Genomic DNA, 18,041 nt, shown 5'->3' with positions numbered 1-18,041 from the left:
ATCGCTCCCTATGAAGATGTCTTGGTGAGGCGCTCGCGACGCACGCGGATGCCCGCGGCCTCGCGGTCCCAGGTCTCGGGCGTGACACCTTCGGCGCGGAGCAGGTTCTTCTGCACCTTCTGCGTTGGCGTCTTGGGCAGCTCCGGCAGCACGCGCACGAAGCGCGGCACCATGAAGTGCGCCATTCGCGGCAGGAGGAATGCCAGGATCTCGGCCGGATCGATCGACTTGCCGGCGACCGGCGCGAGCACGGCGAGCACCTCGTCCTCGCCCAGCTCCGACGGCACGGCGATGGCGGCGGCCTCGCGCACCGCGGGATGGGCCATCAGTTCTGCCTCGACCTCAAAGGAGGAGATGTTCTCGCCCCGGCGCCGGATCGCGTCCTTCAGACGGTCGACGAAGAAGTAGTTGCCGTCGGCGTCGCGCTTGAAGACGTCACCGGTGTGGAACCAGCCGTTGCGCCAGGCCCGGGCCGTGGCCTCGGGGTTGTTGTGATAGCCATGGTTCATGGTCCAGGGCGTGTCGCTGCGCAGGATCAGTTCGCCGGTCACGCCCGGCGCCACTTCGCAGTCATGCTCGTCGACGATGCGCGCCTCGATGCCGGAGCGCGGACGCCCGCAGGTCCCCCGGACCGACGGGTTGCGCTCCGAGACCAGCGGCCACGACGTCTCGGTCATGTTGAAGGTCGTGTAGACGTCGACCCCGAACCGGTCGGCGAACGCTTCCGAAGCGTCGCTGAGAGGGACGAGCACGACCTTCTTCAGCGTATGGTCGCGATCGCGCGGACCCGGTGGCAGCTTCAGCAGGAACGGCACCATGGCGCCGAGGAGGGTCAGGCAGGTCGTGCCGGTCGCCCGCACTGTGTCCCAGAAGCTGTTCGTGTCGAACGCCTCGACGAGCGCGATCGAGCCGCCCTTCACCAGCATCCGGTAAATCGCGCCCGTGCCTCCCGCGTGGAACAGGGGCAGGTTCACCATGTTGCGATCGTCGGAGGTCGCCGCATAGAAGGCGTTGGCGGCAGATGCCGCGTGCAGATAGGAGCACAGCACTCCCTTCGAGGGGCCGGTCGTCCCGGACGTGTAGATCACCGACTGAGTATCCCACGGCATGATCGGCCGCGCGGGCGGCTCCGGCACACCACCCGGCTGGCGCAACGACCGCGCGCTTTCGATCGGAACACGATGCTGGATGTTTGCGGCGTCGATCGCATCCAGGCGCGGCAGCAGGTCGGGATGACCGACGATCAGGCGCGCCCCGGAGCTGCGGACTGCATGTTCGAGGATCTGGCCGCGATAGGCCAGGTTCAGCGGGATGTAGATCGCACCGAGATAGTTGATGGCAAACCAGGTGCGCAGCGCCTCGGGCCCGTTGGGCAACCATGTCAGGACCGGCTCGTCCTGCTGTACGCCCAGCGCCTGCAGCGCCGCCGCGGTTTCGAGAACATGTTCCCGCAGGTCGCGGTACGTCCAGCTGGCGCCGCTATCGGCGAACTGGACGAACACCTTGTCCGCAGTCGCGCGGGCGCGGCGGTCGAGCAACGGCTGCAGCACGCACTCCTCGGGGGCCGGGATCCGGCGGTCGTACCAGGGGTTCATTGCAGGCGCTCCAGGTGCGCGAGGAGGATCTTCTTGGACCGCGCGAAGTCGGCATCGGAGCGATCGAGCAGATACTGGATGACCAGACCGCGCATGGCCGCCAGCAGAAAGCGCGCCTCGCCGTCGCAATCGACCTTCTTGCCGATCTCGCCGTTACGCCGCGCCTCGCGAAGATTGGCGGCGAGCCCGTCGCACCATCGGCCGGTGACGGCGGCGACGTGCTGCTGCAGCTCGGGCATCACGAACAGCGACTCGGTGTAGATCGAATAGAGCGCCGCCGTGGAGGTGGCGTCCCGCGCGACACTGGCCAGATGCGCCTCCATGCGCACCTTCACCGCCTTCATGCCCGTCGTGCCGTCGAGCAGCCGCGCGATATGCGCCTGGAACCACGCATCCATCGCATCGAGCAGCGCCGTGATCAGCCCCACCTTGTTGCCGAACCGCTCGACCGGCAGGCCGCGACTGTAACCGGCCGCCACGCCGACATCCGCGAGGCTCGTGCCGGATACGCCGCCCTCGGCGAACAACCGGGCCGCAGCCCGCAACATGCGCCTGTCCGATTCCTGGCGCCGCGTCGCCTGGGTCCGGCGCGGCCTCGCAACCGAGGTCTCCTGTATCGACGGGATCATTCCATCCGCTCATCACTTGCTTGTCAGTCAACAAGTATCATACGATGCCCGAACAAGAACCAGTAGAAAGAACATGACGATCCACGGGAGGATCAGGCGCCGCCGCTTCATGGCCGCCGGCGCGGCGGCGGGTGCGCTGGTGCCTATGGGTGCCTTCGGCCAGACGCCAGACTGGCCGGGCAAGCCTGTGCGGTTTGTCTGTGGTTACGCCGCCGGCGGCTTGACCGATCTGTTTGCGCGCCTGGCCGCCGAGCATTTCACGACCAGATACGGCAAACCCTTCATCGTCGAGAACCGCACGGGTGCCGGCTCCATCATCGCCGGCGACATCGTCGCCAAGTCAGCCCCCGACGGCTACACGCTGCTGTTCACGAACTCGACGGCGATGTTCCAGAACCAGGTGGTCTTCAAGAGCGTCCCCTACGACACGGCGAAGGACTTCACGCCCGTCGCGATGCTCTCGGCCGGCAAGGTCCCGCTCTGCGTCCACACCTCCGTGCCCGGCAACAACGACCTCGCCGCCCTCGTCGCCTACGCGAGGAAGAACAAGACGAGCTTCGGCACCACGGGCATCGGATCTTTAGCCCACATCTTTTGCATGAAGCTCAACGACACATTCGGCATCGAGATGGAGCCGGTGCATTACCGGGGCGAGGCGCCGATGTGGGCCGACCTCTCGGCCGGTGTCACGCAGGTCGCCTGCTCCACCCTGCAAGGCGCCTCAGCGGCGATCCAGGCCGGCAACGCCCGCCCGTCGCCGTCCCGACCATGACGCGCTCGCGACGGCTGCCCGACGTCGCGACATATTACGAGCAGGGCGTCACGCATCCCTACCTGCTGCTAGAGAGCATGGTGTGCTGTGTCGCACCGACCGGCACGCCGGCACCGGTCGTCGAGGCGCTGTCGGCTGGAATGGTCGAAATGAACACGCAGCCGCGCATGCGCGAGTTCGTCGACAAGTTCGGCCTCGACGAGGGCGCGCAGGGTCGTGCGAGCTTCGCGACCTTCATCAGGGAAATGGGCCCGTTGCTCACGCAGGCGGTCCGCGAACTCAACATCGAGCCGCAGTGAGGTGCACATGAAAGCCGTTCCGCTCAAATCGGAGATCTCGGGAACCGTCTGGAAGATCGAGGGGACCGTCGGCGTCGAGGTCGAGACAGATGACATCCTGCTCATCCTCGAATCGATGAAGATGGAGATCCCGGTGCTCGCGCCGAAAAAGGGGCGGATCGCCGAGTTTCGCGTGAGCGATGGCGATGCGGTCGCCGAGGGTCAGGTCGTCCTGCTGTTCGAATCGTCCTGACGCGTTCTGCTCCTACGGAACGGTGAGCTGCCCCGGATCGCCGCCAACGGGCCGGCGCAGGCAGGCGACATGGTGGCCGGGGGCCACCTCCAGCAGGGGCGGCGCGGTCACGCGGCACTCCGCCGTCGCATAGAGGCAGCGTGTGTGGAAGTGGCAGCCCGGCGGCGGATTGGCCGGGCTGGGCACGTCGCCCTGAACGATCTTCTTCCGCAATCCGCGGCGCTTGGGGTCGGGCGCGGTCGCGGCCGACAGCAGGGCCTCGGTGTAAGGGTGCAGCGGCTGCGTGAAGAGCGTGCGCTTGTCGGTCAGCTCGACGATGCGGCCGAGATACATCACGGCGATGCGGTGGCTGATGTGCCGCATGACCGCGAGGTCGTGGCTGATGAACAGATAGGCGAGCCCGTATTCTTCCTGCAGGTCGATCAGCAAATTCAGCACCTGCGCCTGCACCGACACGTCGAGCGCCGAGACCGGCTCGTCGGCGACGATCACGTCGGGATTGACCGACAGCGCCTTGGCAATGCCCAGCCGCTGGCGCTGACCACCTGAGAACTCATGGGCGTACTTGCGCATCGCCTCGGGCCGCAGGCCGACGCGGCGGAACAGCTGCGCCACCTGCTCGTCACGCGCCCTGCCCCTGGTGATTCCGAAATTCTCCAGCGGCTCGCCCACGATCGTGCCCGAGGGCAGGCGCGGGTTCATCGAGGAGTACGGGTCCTGGAAGATCGTCTGGATGCGCCGGCGATGGGTCCACATCGCGCCGGGCTTGAGCGCGGTCACGTCCTCGCCCGCCAGCACGATCCTGCCGGCGGTGGGCTCGATCAGCTTCAGCACGACCTTGCCGATCGTCGACTTGCCGCAGCCCGATTCGCCCACCAGGCCGAGCGTCTCGCCGCGGCGGATCGAGAAGGTGACGCCGTCGACGGCCTTCACCGCGCCGACCTGGCGCTGCAGCAGGCCGCCATGGATCGGGAAGTGCTTTACCAGGCCTTCGACCTGCAGGACGGGTGCGTCGCTCATGCCGATCTCCGCACGCGCTCGACTTCCCAGCAGGCCACGAGATGGCTCCCACCGGCATCGATCAGAGGCGGCCTCTCGCTGCGGCAACGGTCGGTCGCGAAACCGCAGCGCGGCGCGAAGGCGCAGCCAATAATGGGTTGGGTCAGGATCGGCACGAGACCGGGAATCTCCTGCAGGCGCGGCCGCGTGCCGGCGGCATCGGCTTCGACGTCGAGCCGCGGGATCGCCCGCATCAGGCCGCGCGTGTAGGGATGCAGCGGCTCGTCGAACAGGGCCTCGACCGTCGCCTGCTCGACCTTGCGGCCGGCATACATGACCACCACCCGCTCGGTCGTCTCGGCCACGACGCCGAGATCATGGGTGATCAGCACGATCGCCGTCCCCGTCTTCTCCTTGAGCTCGATCATCAGGTCGAGGATCTGCGCCTGGATGGTGACGTCGAGCGCCGTCGTCGGCTCGTCGGCAATCAGCACCTGCGGATCGCAGGACAGCGCCATGGCGATCATGACCCTTTGGCGCATGCCGCCCGAAAGCTGGTGGGGATATTCGTCGAGCCGGCGCCGCGCGTCGGCGATGCGCACCAGGTCGAGCATCTCGAAGGCCCGCTCCCGGCCCTGCTTCCACGACACGCCAAGATGGCGCACCACGTTCTCGGCGATCTGCGTGCCGACCGTCAGCACCGGGTTGAGGCTGGTCATCGGCTCCTGGAAGATCATCGAGATGCGATGACCGCGCAGCCGCTTCATCTCCGCTTCGGAGAGCGTCGTCAGCTCCTCGCCCTCGAACTTGATCGAGCCCGAGGCGATGCGACCGGTTTCCGGCGGGATGAGGCGCAGGATCGACATCGCCGTCACCGACTTGCCGCAGCCCGATTCCCCCACGATGCCCAGCGTCTCGCCGCGGGCGACATCGAACGACACGCCGTCGACGGCGCGAACCACGCCATCGAGGGTGCTGAACTGCGTGTGCAGGTCGCGGACTTCGAGGATCGGCCCCGGGGTAGCGCTCACAGGCGCCTCGCCAGACGCGGGTCGAGCCGGTCGCGCAGGCCGTCGCCCAGCAGGTTCACCGCCAGCACGGTGACGGCAAGAAAAGCGCCCGGGATCATGATCGTCCACGGCGCGATCTGGAAGAAGGTGCGGCCCTGGGCGATGATGTTGCCCCAGCTCGGCACCTCGGGCGGCACGCCGGCGCCCAGGAAGCTGAGGCTCGCCTCGATCAGCATCGCCGATGCGCAGACATAGGTCGATTGCACGATCAGCGGCGCCAGCGTGTTGGGCAGGATATGGCGCGTGAGCAGCTTCCAGTTCTTCGTGCCGCCGGCGATGGCACTTTCGATGTAGGGCTGGGAGCGGATCGACAGGACGACGGCGCGCACCACCCGCACGATGCGGGGCACCTCGGGGATCACGATGGCCACGATGACGATGCCGAGGCCCGGCCGCGACAGGGTGATCAGCGCGATGGCCAGCAGGATCGACGGGATCGCCATCAGCCCATCCATGATGCGCATGACGATCGAATCGACCTTGCGGAAATAGCCGCAGGCAAGGCCGAGGGCCAGGCCCAGGATGCTCGAGAAGGCCGCCACCGACAGGCCGACGATCAGCGACACGCGGGCGCCATAGACGGTGCGCGAGAAGACGTCGCGGCCGAACTGGTCGGTGCCGAACCACCAGCGTTCCGACGGCGGACGCAACCGGTTAACCGGCGCGATCTTGAAAGGATCGTTGGTGGCGATGAGCGGCGCGAAGACGGCCATCACGATCAGCACCGCCAGCAGCACCGACCCAATCGCAATCGTCGGATTGCGCCGGATCGCGCTCCACAGCGAGAAGCGGCGGGTGGTCGGCAGGGCGAGGTCGTCGGCGAGAACGGCCATGTCAGTACCGGATCCGCGGGTCGAGGAAGGCGTAGGAAATGTCGATCAGCAGGTTCACCAGCACCTTGGCGCCGGCGAACACCAGGATCAGCCCCTGCACCACCGGATAGTCGCGCTTCAGCACGGCATCGACGGTGAGGCGGCCGAGGCCCGGGATGTTGAACACCGTCTCCGTGATGACGACGCCCGAGATCAGGAGCGCGATGCCGATGCCGATCACCGTGATGATCGGCACGGCCGCGTTCTTCAGCGCGTGCAGCAGCAGTACCCTGTCGGTCGCGAGGCCCTTGGAATTGGCGGTCCGGATATAGTCCTGCGCCAGCACCTCGAGCATCGAGGCGCGCGTGATGCGGGCGATCAGCGCCATGTAGGTGATGCCCAGCGCCACCGACGGCAGGATCAGGCTCTCGGCGAACGGCCAGAACCCTTCCCGGATCGGCTGGTAGCCCTGCACCGGCAGAAGCTGCCATTGCACGGCGAAGAAGTAGATCAGGATATAGGCCAGCACGAAGCCCGGCATGGCGAAGCCCAGCACGGCAAAGCCCATGACCAGACGGTCGACCAGCTTGCGCGCCTTCCACGCCGCCAGCACGCCGATGGGAACGGCCAGCGCCACCGCCACGAACAGCGTCGAGAGCGTCAGCGCCACGGTCGGTTCGAGACGCTGGGAGATGAGGCGCGTCACCGGCAGGTTGGAGAAGATCGAGACGCCCATGTCGCCCTGCAGGAGCTGCGTCGTCCAGACGAAGAACTGCTCGACCATCGGACGGTCGAGGCCGAGCTTGGCGCGGACGGCCGCGATCGCTTCGGACGTGGCGTCCTCGCCGGCGATGATCGCCGCCGGATCGCCCGGCGCGAACCTGAGCAGAAAGAACACGAACAGCGCCACCACCGCCATGACGGGCAGCGTGGCGAAGAGACGGCGGACGATATACGCGGTCATGACGAGGCCTTGCCCCACTCAGGCAAGGCCTCCTTGCGCGCGACGGCTACGCGTACTCGAGACGACATTACTTCTTCGTAATTCCCCAGAGCACGGCCAGGCCCGTGTTCGGCACGATGCCATCGATCTTGTCGGCGCGATAGGCGAGCGGCGTGTCCCACTGGCCGAACGGAATGTACACGACCTGCTCCATCGCCCGGGCCTGCAGCTCGGTGGCGATCTTCTTCCGCTCCTCCTCGGTCTGCGCCATGCCGAAGGCGTTGCGCAGCTCCTCGATCTTGGCGTCGCACGGCCAGCCGAACAGGCCCTTGTCGCATGCCGCGCCGATCCAGGTGTGCAGGATCGGATTGGCCGAACCGACGCCGCCCGAAGTCGTGACGAAGATGTTCCAGCCGCCCTGCGCCGGCGGATCCTTCTTGGCGCGACGGGTGACGACGGAACCCCAGTCCATCGACTGCGCATCGACGTTGATGCCGGCCTCACGCATCGCCTGGATCAGGACCTGGGTGGCCGGCGTGATCGTCGCATGGTCGCTCGCCGACAGAACGGTGATCGGCTCGCCCTTGTAGCCCGCCTCCTTCAGGAGCTGCAGCGCCTTCTTCGGGTTGTATTCCTTCATCCACTCGCGGCCGCCGGCATTCTCGTAGGGGCCGCCGCAGGTCAGCAGCGCCGGGCAGACCTTGTAGTATTTCGGATTGCCGACGATGGCGCGCAGGAAATCTTCCTGGTTGATCAGGTAGTACATCGCCTGCCGCGCCTTCACGTTGTCGAACGGCGGCTGGAGATGGTTGAGGCGGATGAAACCCTGGGTGCTGTCGATCTTGCCGGTCTTCAGCAGCTTCACGCCGCGGGCCTTCTCGAGCAGCGGCAGGAAGTCGTTGGGCGGGGCCTCGTAGAAATCGATCTCGCCGTTGATCAGCGCCGACATCGCCGTCTGCGGATCGGAGATCCAGACCAGTTCGATGCGGTCGACACCCGGGATCTTGGCGCCGGCGAAGGACGACGGCGCCTCGGTGCGCGGCTGATAGTCCTTGTTCTTGAGATAGACCGCCTTGCTGCCGGGCACCCACTGGTCCTTGGCGAAGACATAGGGACCGGAGCCGACCGATTCCTTGACCTGCTGCTGCGGGTCGGTGAGCGCATCCTTCTCGCGCATGATCGCGGCGATCGAACTGCCGCTCTTGCCCAGCGACTCGAGCACCATGCCATAGGGTTCCTTCAACACCATGGTGAAGGTCTTGTCGTCGACCGGCTCCATCTTCGTCACGAAGCCCATCAGGCGCTGGCCGACGCCGTCCTTGGCGCCCCACCGCTTCAGCGAGGCGATGACATCCTTGGTCGTGACGGGGGAGCCATCATGAAACTTGAGCCCGTCGCGCAGGGTGAAACTGTAGGTGAGCTTGTCGGGACTGACTTCGTACTTGCCCACCATCTGGGGATGCGGCTTCTGGTCGGCGTCGTTGCCGAACAGCGTGTCGTAGACCAACGCCCCGTGGATGTTGGCGATCGTCTGGGTCGTCCAGACCGGATCGATGACACGCACGTCGGCGTGCATCACCGCCTTGAGGACCTTCTCCTGTGCCTGTGCCGGCGCCTGGACCGCAGCAAATGGAAGCGCCAGCGCGAGCGCGCCCGCGAAGACTCGGTTGAACATTCTGAACACTCCCTTACTCCCCGCAGAGAGTATGCAAAGCAGTGTTCCGATTTGTCCAGCGCGACGCTAGTAGATCAAGCCCCGCGGCTTGGCGTCTTCGTCGAGCGGCCAGATCGGGCGCTCGACCTTCGTGTACGGTACCTTGCGATGATCGCGGCGCAGCGGGCCGCTCGATTCGACATAGACCACTTTCTTGGCGATCGGCCCGTAGGCCGCCATGAAATGGTTCGTCGACTTCACGACCACGATCTTCCGCTGCGTCGGATCGATGCCGACATTGGTGAACAACTCCAGCCCGGTCGCCTGCGTCCGCTTGCTGATCAGGACGACCTCGACGCCGCCGATCCGCACCGCCACGCAATCGCCCACCGGCACCTGCGTCGGTCCGAAGCTCTGCCAGGAATCGCGCTTCAGGCCGACGATCTCGACCTCGGCATCGATTGGCTGGCCCGAACTCGGCGCGATCTTGCCGCCGAATCGCAGGCCGATGCGGGCGCCGAGGCCCGCGTCGAAGCAGATGCGGACCGCGATCGGGTCCCAGATCGGGCCGAGGCAGGCGCTCTCGACGTTCTTCTCGATCAGGTACTTCAGGATGTCGGTATTGTCCGATGGCGCGCCGCCGCCGGCATTGTCGGTCGGATCGGCGATGACCACCGGCAGGTCGTTGAAGGCCACCCCCTCGTCGACTCCCGCGGCGACGCCGAACGATTTCGGCTGCGTCTTGCCGCGCAGCCCCACCAGCTCCTCACCTAACTGTGTGGCCAGCGCATCGGCCTTCTTCTTGTCGCCGTCGGCGATCACCAGCACGCGCGTGCCGATCTCGGGCACGTCGCCATAGGGGAAGCAGTGTGCGATCGAGACGGACAGGATGCCGTCCTTGCCTTCCATGGCCATGATGCGGTCGACGAGGCCGCGCATCGGCTGGATCGTCGTCGGATAGCTCTGGATCTGCCGGCAATCGTAGACCGACATGACCGGCTTCACCTTGCCGCGTAACGTGGCCAGCACGAGGTCGAGCACGTCCTCTGCGCGATCGACGACGTCGGTGTGGGGGAATTCCTTGTAGAACACCATGATGTCGGCGTTGGAGACCCGCTTCATCGTGAGGTGGCAATGCGGGTCGAATTCGACTCCGATCACGCATTTGGGTCCCACGATCGCGCGGCAGCGCTCGATCATGTCGCCTTCGACGTCGTCGTAGCCGTGCGCCACCATCGCGCCGTGCATACCGAGCAGCAGACCGTCGACCGGCAGCGCCGCCTCGAGCTGGCCCAGGATCTCGTCGCGCATGGTCTCGTAGGCGGCGCGGTTGGTTATGCCGGCCGGGCTGGCGGCAAAGCAGCTTCCCTCGATCAGCTCAAAGCCCTCTTCCTTGGCGCGGGCGCGCGCGACGAACAGCGGCGCGGTGCACATGCGGGGCGCATCGGTCGGATGCTCGCCGGGACGGAAAAACACCGTCTCGCGAAAATTCTCCAGGCTGGTCGGCAAGGGGGAGAAGGTGTTGGTCTCGGTGGCAAGCGTGGCAGCAAACAGACGCATGGAACTCCTAGGGGACGATACCGGCGGGAAGGGACAGGCAATGCCGGGCGATGGCGCCCGGCGTGGTGAGCCAGATGCGGTCGCGATGTTTCGCGATGTGACGCAGCGCGCGCTTGAGATGCCGCAGACGATGCGGTTGGCCGACGAGGTAGGCATGCAACGCCACGCCCATCACCAGCGGCCGCTCCTGCGACAGTTCCAGCATCTCGTCGAACTGGTCGACGATGATGTCGGCGAAGGCGTCGCCGCCGATCTTGCGGCCGGCGATCTGCGGAATGTCGTTCACTTCCTGGGGATAGGGCACGGCGAGAATGCGCTTGTCGCCGCGGCACCGGAACCAGACGGGCTGGTCGTCCATGCACCAGTCCAGCAGGTAGCGATACCCGCCTTCGGCCAGAAGGTCGGGCGTAACGTAACTGTGTGAAATCCACGGCCCCAGCCAGCCTTCGGGAGGACGGCCCTCTGCTCTCGCGAGGCGCGACGTCGCCTCGGCGATCAGGGTCCGTTCGTCCGCCTCGGCGAGCACGCCCTGGCGTTCCGCATTGGTGCGGCCATGCCCCACGATCTCGTCGCCGCGCGCCCGGCAGGCCGCCACCAGCTCCGGCGCATAGTCGTACATGGAACTGTTGACCAGCGCCGCCATCGGCAGCCGAAGAGCGTCGAAGGCGTCGAGCATGTACCAGGCACCGACGCGATTGCCATAATCGCGCCATGCATAGTTGAGAATGTCGGGATGTGGACCACCTGGCGCCAGCTCCGCCCCAAGACCCTCGCCGTAGGAAAAATGCTCGAGATTGAGCGCGAAATAGACGGCGAGTCGCCGGCCAGCCGGCCAGCTGTAGTCGGCTCGGCCCCGCAGCGGGACATAGTCGTACCGGTCGTGTGTTCTCAGTTCCATCCCGACAAACTAACGTCGCAAGCCACGAAGGGCTACGGTTTCGCCATGCTCAAACGTCTGATGTCGGCTGCCCTGACCAGCTGCCTGCTCATCTTCGCCGGCTCACCGGCCTTCGCCTACTATTCGAAGGACTCGTACGAAGCGGAAGTCAGCTTCGAGAGCAGGGTCGAGATTGCCGAGGATACGCCCGACTACGTCCTGCTGCCCTCCTACATCAACCGGCAGCTCCTCTATCTCGCGGGTCCGCTGCAGGCCGCCCCGAAGAAGGCCGCCGCCAAGAACGACGCGAAGGTCGACATTCTGGGCCGGCAACGCGACAGCAAGACCGGCAAGCACTATGTGCGGTACCGCTACACCGGCACGTTCGTTCTCGACAACGGACTGCAGGACGTCGTGAAGGTCCGACTGCCTCTCAACCTCGACGAGGTGTGGGATCGCTCGACCGACAAGTGCTTCAGCTGGGGCGAGAAGTACCGCATGGCCTATTTCTGGGCGCCGCTTAACAAGGGGTGCCCGCTGGTCGATGGCATCGACTACACCACGTCGGACGCCACGATCCTCGCCAAGCGCGCGAATACCGCCAATTCCACCCCGGCTTACGAGCGACTGGCCAATGGGAACGGCGAGATCCGCGTCGTCCTGACCTTCGGCGCGGACGAGGACAAAAACGGCAATATTTCGCCTGACAAGAACACCGACTACAACGCCGGCAATTACCGCGACATTCGCAAGTTCCTCGTGAACCAGGGATTCGCAGGCCGCACCGTCCCGGCGGCCGAGCGCGAGCGTGACTGCGGCAACACGAAGTCGCTGGCCGCCTCGCCGGGCCATGTCGAGGAATATGTCCGGACCGACGGCACCCGCAAACTCGTGGTCCGTCTCTTCTGGGGCGTCACCAACATCGGGGAGGACAGCATCGCCTTCTTCTGCATGGCGAAGGAGGCCGCGGAACGCGGTTCCGTTTTCCTCTATGCCGGACATTCCCGCGTCGGCCTGCTGGACCTCACCTACATGGGCGAACAGATCGGCGCGCCCATCAAGATGAACAAGGATCAGTATCAGATCTACGCGTTCTTCGGCTGCTCCAGCTACAGCTACTACAATCTCTCCTATTTCGCGGCCAAGGCCTCGCCTGCCGATCCGGAAGGCATGAGGAACGCCAATATCATCACCAATGGCATCACCGGCTCGTTCGGCTCGATGACCGACTTCACAACGAAGACCCTGAAGCCGATCTTCGAGTGGTCGGCGCGCGGCACCCGGACGAGCTGGCAGCAGATCATGAACTCCTACTCGGAGAGATTCCTGACCGGCGTTAACGGCGACCAGTAGCGGGACTGCACACCGCCGGGCGACGACTCCGCGCATCACCCGGGCGTAGCGCGGGAAACCCGGATGGGCTACGGTCGCAGACTTAATGAAGAAGCCGCTGCCTGCTGAGGCAGTGGACGAACCGGGAGGAAGAACGCGTTGACGGCGACGAGTGCTGCCGCTTTGCCTGCGACCACGAACGCCGCGCCCGCCGCGCGGCGGTGGGCTGCGCCGCTCTGGGTCGGCGCCCTGCTTCTCATCCTCACCTTCCTGGTGATCTATCCGCTGCTGATGCTGTTCTTCGGCGCGATCAGCGATTCCAACCCGGTGATCGACGGTTTCGCGAAGTTCAATCCGTCGCTGACCCATTTCATCGCCGTGCTGGGCAACGAGAACGTGCGCCTGGCCTTCTTCAATGCGCTGGTGGCGTGCGGCGGCGGTGCGGTTCTCGCCGTCGTGATCGGCCTCGCCTTCTCGTGGATCGTCGTTCGCACCAACACGCCCTTCAAGGGGTTCATTGCGGCCGCCAGCATGATCCCGCTGTTCGTGCCGCCGCTGGTCGCGGGCGTCGCCTGGAGCATCCTCGGATCGCCCAAGACCGGCCTGCTCAACACCGCCCTCAAGTGGATGGGCGTCGACTTCCGCTTCGACTTCTATTCGATGTCGGGCCTGATCCTGGTCTTCGGCTTCTACTACGCACCCTACGTCTACATGTTCACCGCGTCGGCGCTGCGGAACATGGACCCGAGCCTCGAGGAAGCCTCGGAGGTCGCCGGTGCCTCGGCCTTCACGACCCTCTTCACCGTCACCTTTCCGCTGATCGCGCCGGCGATCCTGGCGGGCTCGCTGCTGTCCTTCGTGGTGATGCTCGGCATCTACGGCGTGCCGGCCGCGCTGGGTGCGCCGGCCAACATCAACGTGCTCACGACCTACATCTTCAAGCTGACCGCCTGGAGTCCGCCGCTCTACAACACGGCCGCCGCCGTCGCGATCCTGCTGATGATGGTGACCGCCATCCTCGTCTGGGCGCAGCAGCGCGTGCTGTCGGGCCGCAGCTTCGCCACCGTCGCCGGCAAGGCGTTCCGCCCGCGCAGCCTGAACCTCGGGCCGTGGCGCTGGCTCACCTTCAGCCTCGCCCTCGCCTATCTCTTCGTCGTCGTCGTGCTGCCCACGATCGCCCTGGTGATCGCCGCCTTCCGCCGCTTCCTGTTCTTCAAGGACTTCGAGGCCGTGTTCGACATGAAGGCCTATAGCTGGGTTCACTTCAATTCGATCTTCGACAATCCGCTGACCATGATCTCGATCTGGAACACGATGAAGGTCGGCGTGATCACCGCCGTCATCGGCGGCGTCCTGGCCTTTGCCATCGGCTACACGATCAACCGCACGCAGGTCTCTGGCCGCAAGTCGATCGACCTGCTGTCGACCATCCCGGTCGCCATTCCCGGACTGGTCGTCGGCGTCGCCTATCTCTGGGCCTGGATCGGCCTGCCCGGCGGGCTCTACGGCACGATCTGGATCCTGGCGTTGGCCTTCGTGGCGCGCTTCATCCCCGACACGGTGAAGTCGCTGTCGACGTCCTTCATGCAGATTCACAAGGAGCTCGAGGAAGCCGCCTGGATCTGCGGCCGCGGCCTGCTCAGCACCATCGCCACCATCATGGTGCCGCTGGCGCGGCCCGGCATCGTGGCGTCGATGACGCTGCTGTTCGTCCTGGCGGTGCGCGAGCTGGGCTCGTCGTTGTTCCTCTACACCAGCGACACGACCGTGATGGCCGTGCTGCTGCTCGACTATTACGAAGGCGGAAACGTCGGAAAGACCGCCGCCTTCAGCCTGGTGCAGACCGTGATCCTCGGAGTTCTCCTCGGCATCACCACCTGGCTTTCCCGCGGCTCGGCCGAGAGCGCCGGACGCGCCGGCTAACAAACCAACCAATTGGAGGAAATAAGATGAAGCGCAGAACGATACTGGCCGGCATCGCCGGCGCCGCGGCAACGGCCGCCCTTCCCGCCCGCGCCCAGCAGGATCAGTTCGGCTCCAAGGAGCTGATCGCCGCCGCCGAGAAGGAAGGCGGGCTCACCCTGTACACGGCCGACTTCGCCGAGACGCAGCAGGAAGTGATCAAGGAATTCAACAAGCGCTTCCCCAAGATCAAGGTCGCGATGGTGCGCGCCCCGGGTGGCCAGCTGATCACCCGCATCAAGACCGAAGCCGCGGCCGACAAGCTGGGCGCCGACGTGGTCAATCATTCCGACCGCGGCCTGATGCTGGAGATCGCCGACCTCTTCCAGGATTACGCGCCGCCGAACGCCGCCGATTATCGCACCGACGTGCTGGTCTCGCCGAAGCTGTGGCCGGGCGTCACCCTGGGCTGGGCGATCGCCTACAACACGCAGCTCGTGAAGAACCCGCCCAAGACCTGGATGGATCTCACCAAGCCCGAGTACAAGAACAAGCAGATCGGCCAGGTGATCGGACCGTCGGGCGGCACGACCTGGACGCGCATCATGTTCGAGCGCCAGGTGCTGGGCGAGGACTACTGGAAGAAGCAGGCCGAGCTCGGCATCGCCCTCTACCCGTCGGGCGCACCCTGCTCCGACGCCGTGGTGCGCGGCGAGGTCTCGATCGCGCCGCTGCTCTACAACATCATCTACACCAAGATCGTCGAAGGCGCCCCGGCCGAGGCGATCTTCGCGCCCGAGGGCGTGCCGATCGTCCCCTATGCCGACGGCATCACCAAGGCGTCGAAGAATCCCAACGCCGCCCGCCTGTTCATGAACTGGCGCCTGTCCAAGGAAGGCCAGACCTTCATGATCAACAAGCTGGGCAACATCACCTCCCTCAAGGAGCCGCCGGCTTATCCGAAGGGCTGGGATCCCAAGGTCATCAAGGTCTGGGTGCCCAAGTTCGAGGAGTTCGACAAGCTCCGCGCGACCTGGATCGAGGAGTGGAACAAGACCTACGGGTATCGCCAGTGAGCGCTGCGCTTCTCGTCGAGGATCTGGTCAAGAAGTTCGGGACCGGCAAGGCGGCCGTCGATGGCGTGAACTTCGACGTGCCGGCAGGCGAGATCGTGGTGCTGCTGGGGCCTTCGGGCTGCGGCAAGACCACGACGCTGCGCTGCGTGGCCGGCCTCGAACATCCGACCGGCGGCCGCATCTCGATCGGCGGCCGAATCGTCTCGGAACCCGAGCGCGGCACGCTGGTCAGCCCGCGCGAGCGCGACATCGGCATGGTGTTCCAGTCCTATGCGGTGTGGCCGCACATGACGGTGCACCAGAACGTCGCCTATCCGCTGAAGTATCGCCGCAACAGCAAGGGCAGCGGAGGCGACATCAACGCCAAGGTCCGCGAGACGCTCGAACTGGTCGGTCTCGGCGAATACGCGGAACGGCCGGTCACATCCCTCTCGGGCGGACAGATGCAGCGCGTCGCACTGGCGCGCAGCCTGGTCTACCGGCCACAGCTCCTTCTGCTCGACGAGCCGCTGTCCAATCTCGATTCCAAGCTGCGAATCCGCCTCCGGGACGAGCTGCGCCGCATCCTGAAGATGACCGGCATGACCGGCCTCTACGTGACCCACGACCAGTCCGAGGCCGTGGTGCTGGGTGACCGCATCGGCGTCATGCGCAACGGCAAGCTGCTGCAGATGGCGCCGCCGGGCGAGATCTACAACAGGCCGGCCGATTCCTTCGTCGCCAACTTCACCGGCGCGTCGAACGTGCTGCTGGGCAAGGTCCTGGAGCGCAAGGGCGAGCAGGCCGTCATCGATCTCGGCGCTGCCGGCCGCATCGAGGCCTGGACGCCGCAACCGCTCGCGGTCGGAGACAAGGCCCGCGTGGCGCTGCGGGCGGAGAACATCCGCCTGGGCGAACGCGGCCCCGCCAACAGCTTCACCGGCCGCGTCATCGAACGGCGCTACCAGGGCATGCAGACCGTCTACGACGTCGAGTTCGGCGGCCACAAGCTCGAGGTGCTGGAACTCGGCACCGCGGCCCGGCACACCGACGGCGAGGTCGCGATCACCATGCCGCCCGACACCTGCTGGGCCTATCGCGACGAGGGTCAGGCGACCGTGGACTGAAGCACGGCACGAAGCGCCGCCGCGAGCGGCGCATCGTGCTCGGGCAAGAGGACCTGCGGATCGAGCGTGAGCACGCCGCGCGCGGCGTGCCGCTCCGACAGATGAACCGGCGGATCCGCTTTCTGCAGCCTCGCACTGGCGGCGAGCGCGTCCGACACGGTGATCTCCAGAACGGGGACGCGCCCGGTCTGCGCCGCCGGCATCAGTTTGACGTCGAGACCGTCCAGCGACGCGGCGATGGCCTCCAGCCGCGTCTGCAGCGCGGCATTGGCGGCTGAATCGTCGGCCTCGATGAAGCGCTCCAGCGCCACGAGCAGACCCACGATCTCCTCCTTGCCCGCCTTGAAGCCGCGTCCGATCCCGTGATGCGGGACGCCGCGCAGATTTGCGCGATCGACGAGGCGCGGCGGCGTCCAGGTGTCGGGGGCCACATCCATGTCGAGTTGCTGCAGCAGCGCCGAGGCCACGAGATCGCGCCGGCCGGCGAGGATGCCCGACGCCTGCGGGCCGCCCAGCGCCTTGCCGCCGGAAAAGGCCACGAGGTCGACGCCCATGTCGATGAACCGCCGCAGGTTCTCCTTGGGCGGCAACTGCGCCGCCGCATCGACGATCAGCGGAATGCCGTTGGCGCGACAGGCAGCGATCGCGGTCGGCAGATCGACGATGCTGGTCGCATTGACCGAGAAGGCCATCGCCACCACTGACGGGGACAGCGCCGTCTCGATCTCCCAGGCTTCGAGCCCGCGCACGCCGGCGCCGGTGCCCCGGTCGTTGTGGCCGATGTCGACCAGCCGTGCGCCCGAGGCGGCCAGTGCATGGGCGTAGCCGGTGCGCTGGGTGCGCGGGATCAGGATGTCGTGCGGAAAGGCGCCTGCATGCGGAAGGGCCGCCATCTTCGCAATGTCCCAGCGCGCGATGGCAGCCGCGGCCGCGAGCGTGAGGGCCGCGGCCGCGCCCGTCGTGACCAGCCCCGCCTCCGCGCCCGTCGCCGCGGCGATGCGGCCGCTGGCGGCGTCCTGGAGTTCGCCGATGTCGACCGACCCGCGTGAGGCCGCCGCCATCGCGGCCACGACCTCGGGCGCCATCACCGCGCCTCCAAGGCGAGTGAGCGCGCCGGCTGCATTGATGCGGCGACGTACGCCGAGACGGTCGTAAGGGTCTGCCTGATTCATGCGGCGAGCTT

The 18,041-nt window shown here is 66.2% G+C and carries 17 protein-coding genes; 7 read left to right on the top strand and 10 right to left on the bottom strand.

Annotation, left to right across the window (positions count from 1 at the left end; genetic code table 11):
• Positions 1 to 8 precede the first annotated feature (8 nt).
• Together ACQY78_RS26030 and ACQY78_RS26025 are read right to left on the bottom strand one after the other, a co-directional pair.
• On the bottom strand, positions 9 to 1,595 hold the full coding sequence (locus ACQY78_RS26030; RefSeq protein ID WP_428680709.1) for an AMP-binding protein: 1,587 nt from the start codon (positions 1,593 to 1,595) through the stop codon (positions 9 to 11).
• Complete coding sequence (locus ACQY78_RS26025; protein WP_428680706.1) at positions 1,592 to 2,143, bottom strand: TetR/AcrR family transcriptional regulator; 552 nt, start codon at positions 2,141 to 2,143, stop codon at positions 1,592 to 1,594. Before ACQY78_RS26025 ends, ACQY78_RS26030 begins: the two co-directional genes overlap by 4 nt.
• A 154-nt stretch (positions 2,144 to 2,297) precedes the next feature.
• On the opposite strand from ACQY78_RS26025, the gene ACQY78_RS26020 reads away from it, so the two are divergent.
• Genes ACQY78_RS26020 through ACQY78_RS26010 form a run of 3 tightly spaced genes read left to right on the top strand, consistent with a single transcriptional unit; the run spans position 2,298 to position 3,527 of the window.
• Positions 2,298 to 2,996: a Bug family tripartite tricarboxylate transporter substrate binding protein gene (locus ACQY78_RS26020; RefSeq protein WP_428680703.1), complete on the top strand. Its 699-nt coding sequence runs from the start codon at positions 2,298 to 2,300 to the stop codon at positions 2,994 to 2,996.
• The gene (locus tag ACQY78_RS26015; RefSeq protein WP_428680700.1) at positions 2,993 to 3,295 is read left to right on the top strand and encodes a tripartite tricarboxylate transporter substrate-binding protein; all 303 of its coding nucleotides are present in this window, start codon (positions 2,993 to 2,995) and stop codon (positions 3,293 to 3,295) included. The genes ACQY78_RS26020 and ACQY78_RS26015 overlap by 4 nt, the downstream gene beginning before the upstream one ends.
• Positions 3,296 to 3,302: 7 nt before the next feature.
• Entirely contained in the window at positions 3,303 to 3,527 is a 225-nt protein-coding gene (locus ACQY78_RS26010; RefSeq protein WP_428680697.1) for an acetyl-CoA carboxylase biotin carboxyl carrier protein subunit, read from the top strand.
• A gap of 12 nt (positions 3,528 to 3,539) precedes the next feature.
• On the opposite strand, the gene ACQY78_RS26005 is transcribed toward ACQY78_RS26010, so the two are convergent.
• The 7 genes from ACQY78_RS26005 to ACQY78_RS25975 all read right to left on the bottom strand — a co-directional run bounded on the left by ACQY78_RS26005 (position 3,540) and on the right by ACQY78_RS25975 (position 11,463).
• On the bottom strand, positions 3,540 to 4,547 hold the full coding sequence (locus tag ACQY78_RS26005; RefSeq protein ID WP_428680694.1) for an ABC transporter ATP-binding protein: 1,008 nt from the start codon (positions 4,545 to 4,547) through the stop codon (positions 3,540 to 3,542).
• Positions 4,544 to 5,557, bottom strand: a complete 1,014-nt coding sequence (locus ACQY78_RS26000) for an ABC transporter ATP-binding protein (protein ID WP_428680691.1) — start codon at positions 5,555 to 5,557, stop codon at positions 4,544 to 4,546. The genes ACQY78_RS26005 and ACQY78_RS26000 overlap by 4 nt, the downstream gene beginning before the upstream one ends.
• Positions 5,554 to 6,429, bottom strand: a complete 876-nt coding sequence (locus ACQY78_RS25995; protein ID WP_428680688.1) for an ABC transporter permease — start codon at positions 6,427 to 6,429, stop codon at positions 5,554 to 5,556. Before ACQY78_RS25995 ends, ACQY78_RS26000 begins: the two co-directional genes overlap by 4 nt.
• Before the next feature lies 1 nt (position 6,430).
• Positions 6,431 to 7,372 carry an ABC transporter permease gene (locus ACQY78_RS25990; RefSeq protein ID WP_425069898.1) on the bottom strand — a complete coding sequence of 314 codons (942 nt, stop codon included), beginning with the start codon at positions 7,370 to 7,372 and terminating at the stop codon, positions 6,431 to 6,433.
• Positions 7,373 to 7,439: 67 nt separating this feature from the next.
• Positions 7,440 to 9,026, bottom strand: a complete 1,587-nt coding sequence (locus ACQY78_RS25985; RefSeq protein ID WP_428680685.1) for an ABC transporter substrate-binding protein — start codon at positions 9,024 to 9,026, stop codon at positions 7,440 to 7,442.
• Positions 9,027 to 9,092: 66 nt separating this feature from the next.
• A complete protein-coding gene (locus ACQY78_RS25980) occupies positions 9,093 to 10,565 on the bottom strand; it encodes a M81 family metallopeptidase (RefSeq protein ID WP_428680682.1) in 1,473 nt (490 codons plus the stop codon).
• A 7-nt stretch (positions 10,566 to 10,572) separates the two neighbouring features.
• Entirely contained in the window at positions 10,573 to 11,463 is an 891-nt protein-coding gene (locus ACQY78_RS25975) for a polysaccharide deacetylase family protein (protein ID WP_428680679.1), read from the bottom strand.
• A 45-nt stretch (positions 11,464 to 11,508) separates the two neighbouring features.
• Here ACQY78_RS25975 and ACQY78_RS25970 point away from each other — a divergent pair, with 45 nt between their 5' ends.
• The 4 genes from ACQY78_RS25970 to ACQY78_RS25955 all read left to right on the top strand — a co-directional run bounded on the left by ACQY78_RS25970 (position 11,509) and on the right by ACQY78_RS25955 (position 16,858).
• Positions 11,509 to 12,795, top strand: coding sequence for a hypothetical protein (locus ACQY78_RS25970; protein WP_428680676.1), 1,287 nt, complete (start codon positions 11,509 to 11,511; stop codon positions 12,793 to 12,795).
• Positions 12,796 to 12,933: 138 nt separating this feature from the next.
• Positions 12,934 to 14,697 (top strand): ABC transporter permease, encoded by a 1,764-nt coding sequence (locus tag ACQY78_RS25965; RefSeq protein WP_428680673.1) that lies wholly within the window; start codon positions 12,934 to 12,936, stop codon positions 14,695 to 14,697.
• Positions 14,698 to 14,723: 26 nt separating this feature from the next.
• Positions 14,724 to 15,752: an extracellular solute-binding protein gene (locus ACQY78_RS25960; RefSeq protein ID WP_428680670.1), complete on the top strand. Its 1,029-nt coding sequence runs from the start codon at positions 14,724 to 14,726 to the stop codon at positions 15,750 to 15,752.
• Entirely contained in the window at positions 15,749 to 16,858 is a 1,110-nt protein-coding gene (locus ACQY78_RS25955) for an ABC transporter ATP-binding protein (RefSeq protein WP_428680667.1), read from the top strand. The genes ACQY78_RS25960 and ACQY78_RS25955 overlap by 4 nt, the downstream gene beginning before the upstream one ends.
• Here the strand turns inward: ACQY78_RS25955 and ACQY78_RS25950 are convergent.
• Positions 16,840 to 18,030 (bottom strand): aminotransferase class V-fold PLP-dependent enzyme, encoded by a 1,191-nt coding sequence (locus ACQY78_RS25950; RefSeq protein ID WP_428680664.1) that lies wholly within the window; start codon positions 18,028 to 18,030, stop codon positions 16,840 to 16,842. The two genes, ACQY78_RS25955 and ACQY78_RS25950, sit on opposite strands and share 19 nt — an antisense overlap.
• Between the last annotated feature and the right edge of the window lie 11 nt (positions 18,031 to 18,041).

The sequence above is a fragment of the Reyranella sp. genome (genome assembly GCF_965279625.1).
GTDB lineage: Bacteria > Pseudomonadota > Alphaproteobacteria > Reyranellales > Reyranellaceae > Reyranella.
This window is presented reverse-complemented; position numbering and strand designations above follow the sequence as displayed.

Bases quoted from the DNA above. Each gene is read 5' to 3' on its own strand.
- ACQY78_RS26030 (WP_428680709.1), bottom strand. From the start codon at position 1,595: ATGAACCCCTGGTACGACCGCCGGATCCCGGCCCCCGAGGAGTGCGTG.
- ACQY78_RS26025 (WP_428680706.1), bottom strand. From the start codon at position 2,143: ATGTTGCGGGCTGCGGCCCGGTTGTTCGCCGAGGGCGGCGTATCCGGC.
- ACQY78_RS26020 (WP_428680703.1), top strand. From the start codon at position 2,298: ATGACGATCCACGGGAGGATCAGGCGCCGCCGCTTCATGGCCGCCGGC.
- ACQY78_RS26015 (WP_428680700.1), top strand. From the start codon at position 2,993: ATGACGCGCTCGCGACGGCTGCCCGACGTCGCGACATATTACGAGCAG.
- ACQY78_RS26010 (WP_428680697.1), top strand. From the start codon at position 3,303: ATGAAAGCCGTTCCGCTCAAATCGGAGATCTCGGGAACCGTCTGGAAG.
- ACQY78_RS26005 (WP_428680694.1), bottom strand. From the start codon at position 4,547: ATGAGCGACGCACCCGTCCTGCAGGTCGAAGGCCTGGTAAAGCACTTC.
- ACQY78_RS25995 (WP_428680688.1), bottom strand. From the start codon at position 6,429: ATGGCCGTTCTCGCCGACGACCTCGCCCTGCCGACCACCCGCCGCTTC.
- ACQY78_RS25990 (WP_425069898.1), bottom strand. From the start codon at position 7,372: ATGACCGCGTATATCGTCCGCCGTCTCTTCGCCACGCTGCCCGTCATG.
- ACQY78_RS25985 (WP_428680685.1), bottom strand. From the start codon at position 9,026: ATGTTCAACCGAGTCTTCGCGGGCGCGCTCGCGCTGGCGCTTCCATTT.
- ACQY78_RS25980 (WP_428680682.1), bottom strand. From the start codon at position 10,565: ATGCGTCTGTTTGCTGCCACGCTTGCCACCGAGACCAACACCTTCTCC.
- ACQY78_RS25975 (WP_428680679.1), bottom strand. From the start codon at position 11,463: ATGGAACTGAGAACACACGACCGGTACGACTATGTCCCGCTGCGGGGC.
- ACQY78_RS25970 (WP_428680676.1), top strand. From the start codon at position 11,509: ATGCTCAAACGTCTGATGTCGGCTGCCCTGACCAGCTGCCTGCTCATC.
- ACQY78_RS25960 (WP_428680670.1), top strand. From the start codon at position 14,724: ATGAAGCGCAGAACGATACTGGCCGGCATCGCCGGCGCCGCGGCAACG.
- ACQY78_RS25950 (WP_428680664.1), bottom strand. From the start codon at position 18,030: ATGAATCAGGCAGACCCTTACGACCGTCTCGGCGTACGTCGCCGCATC.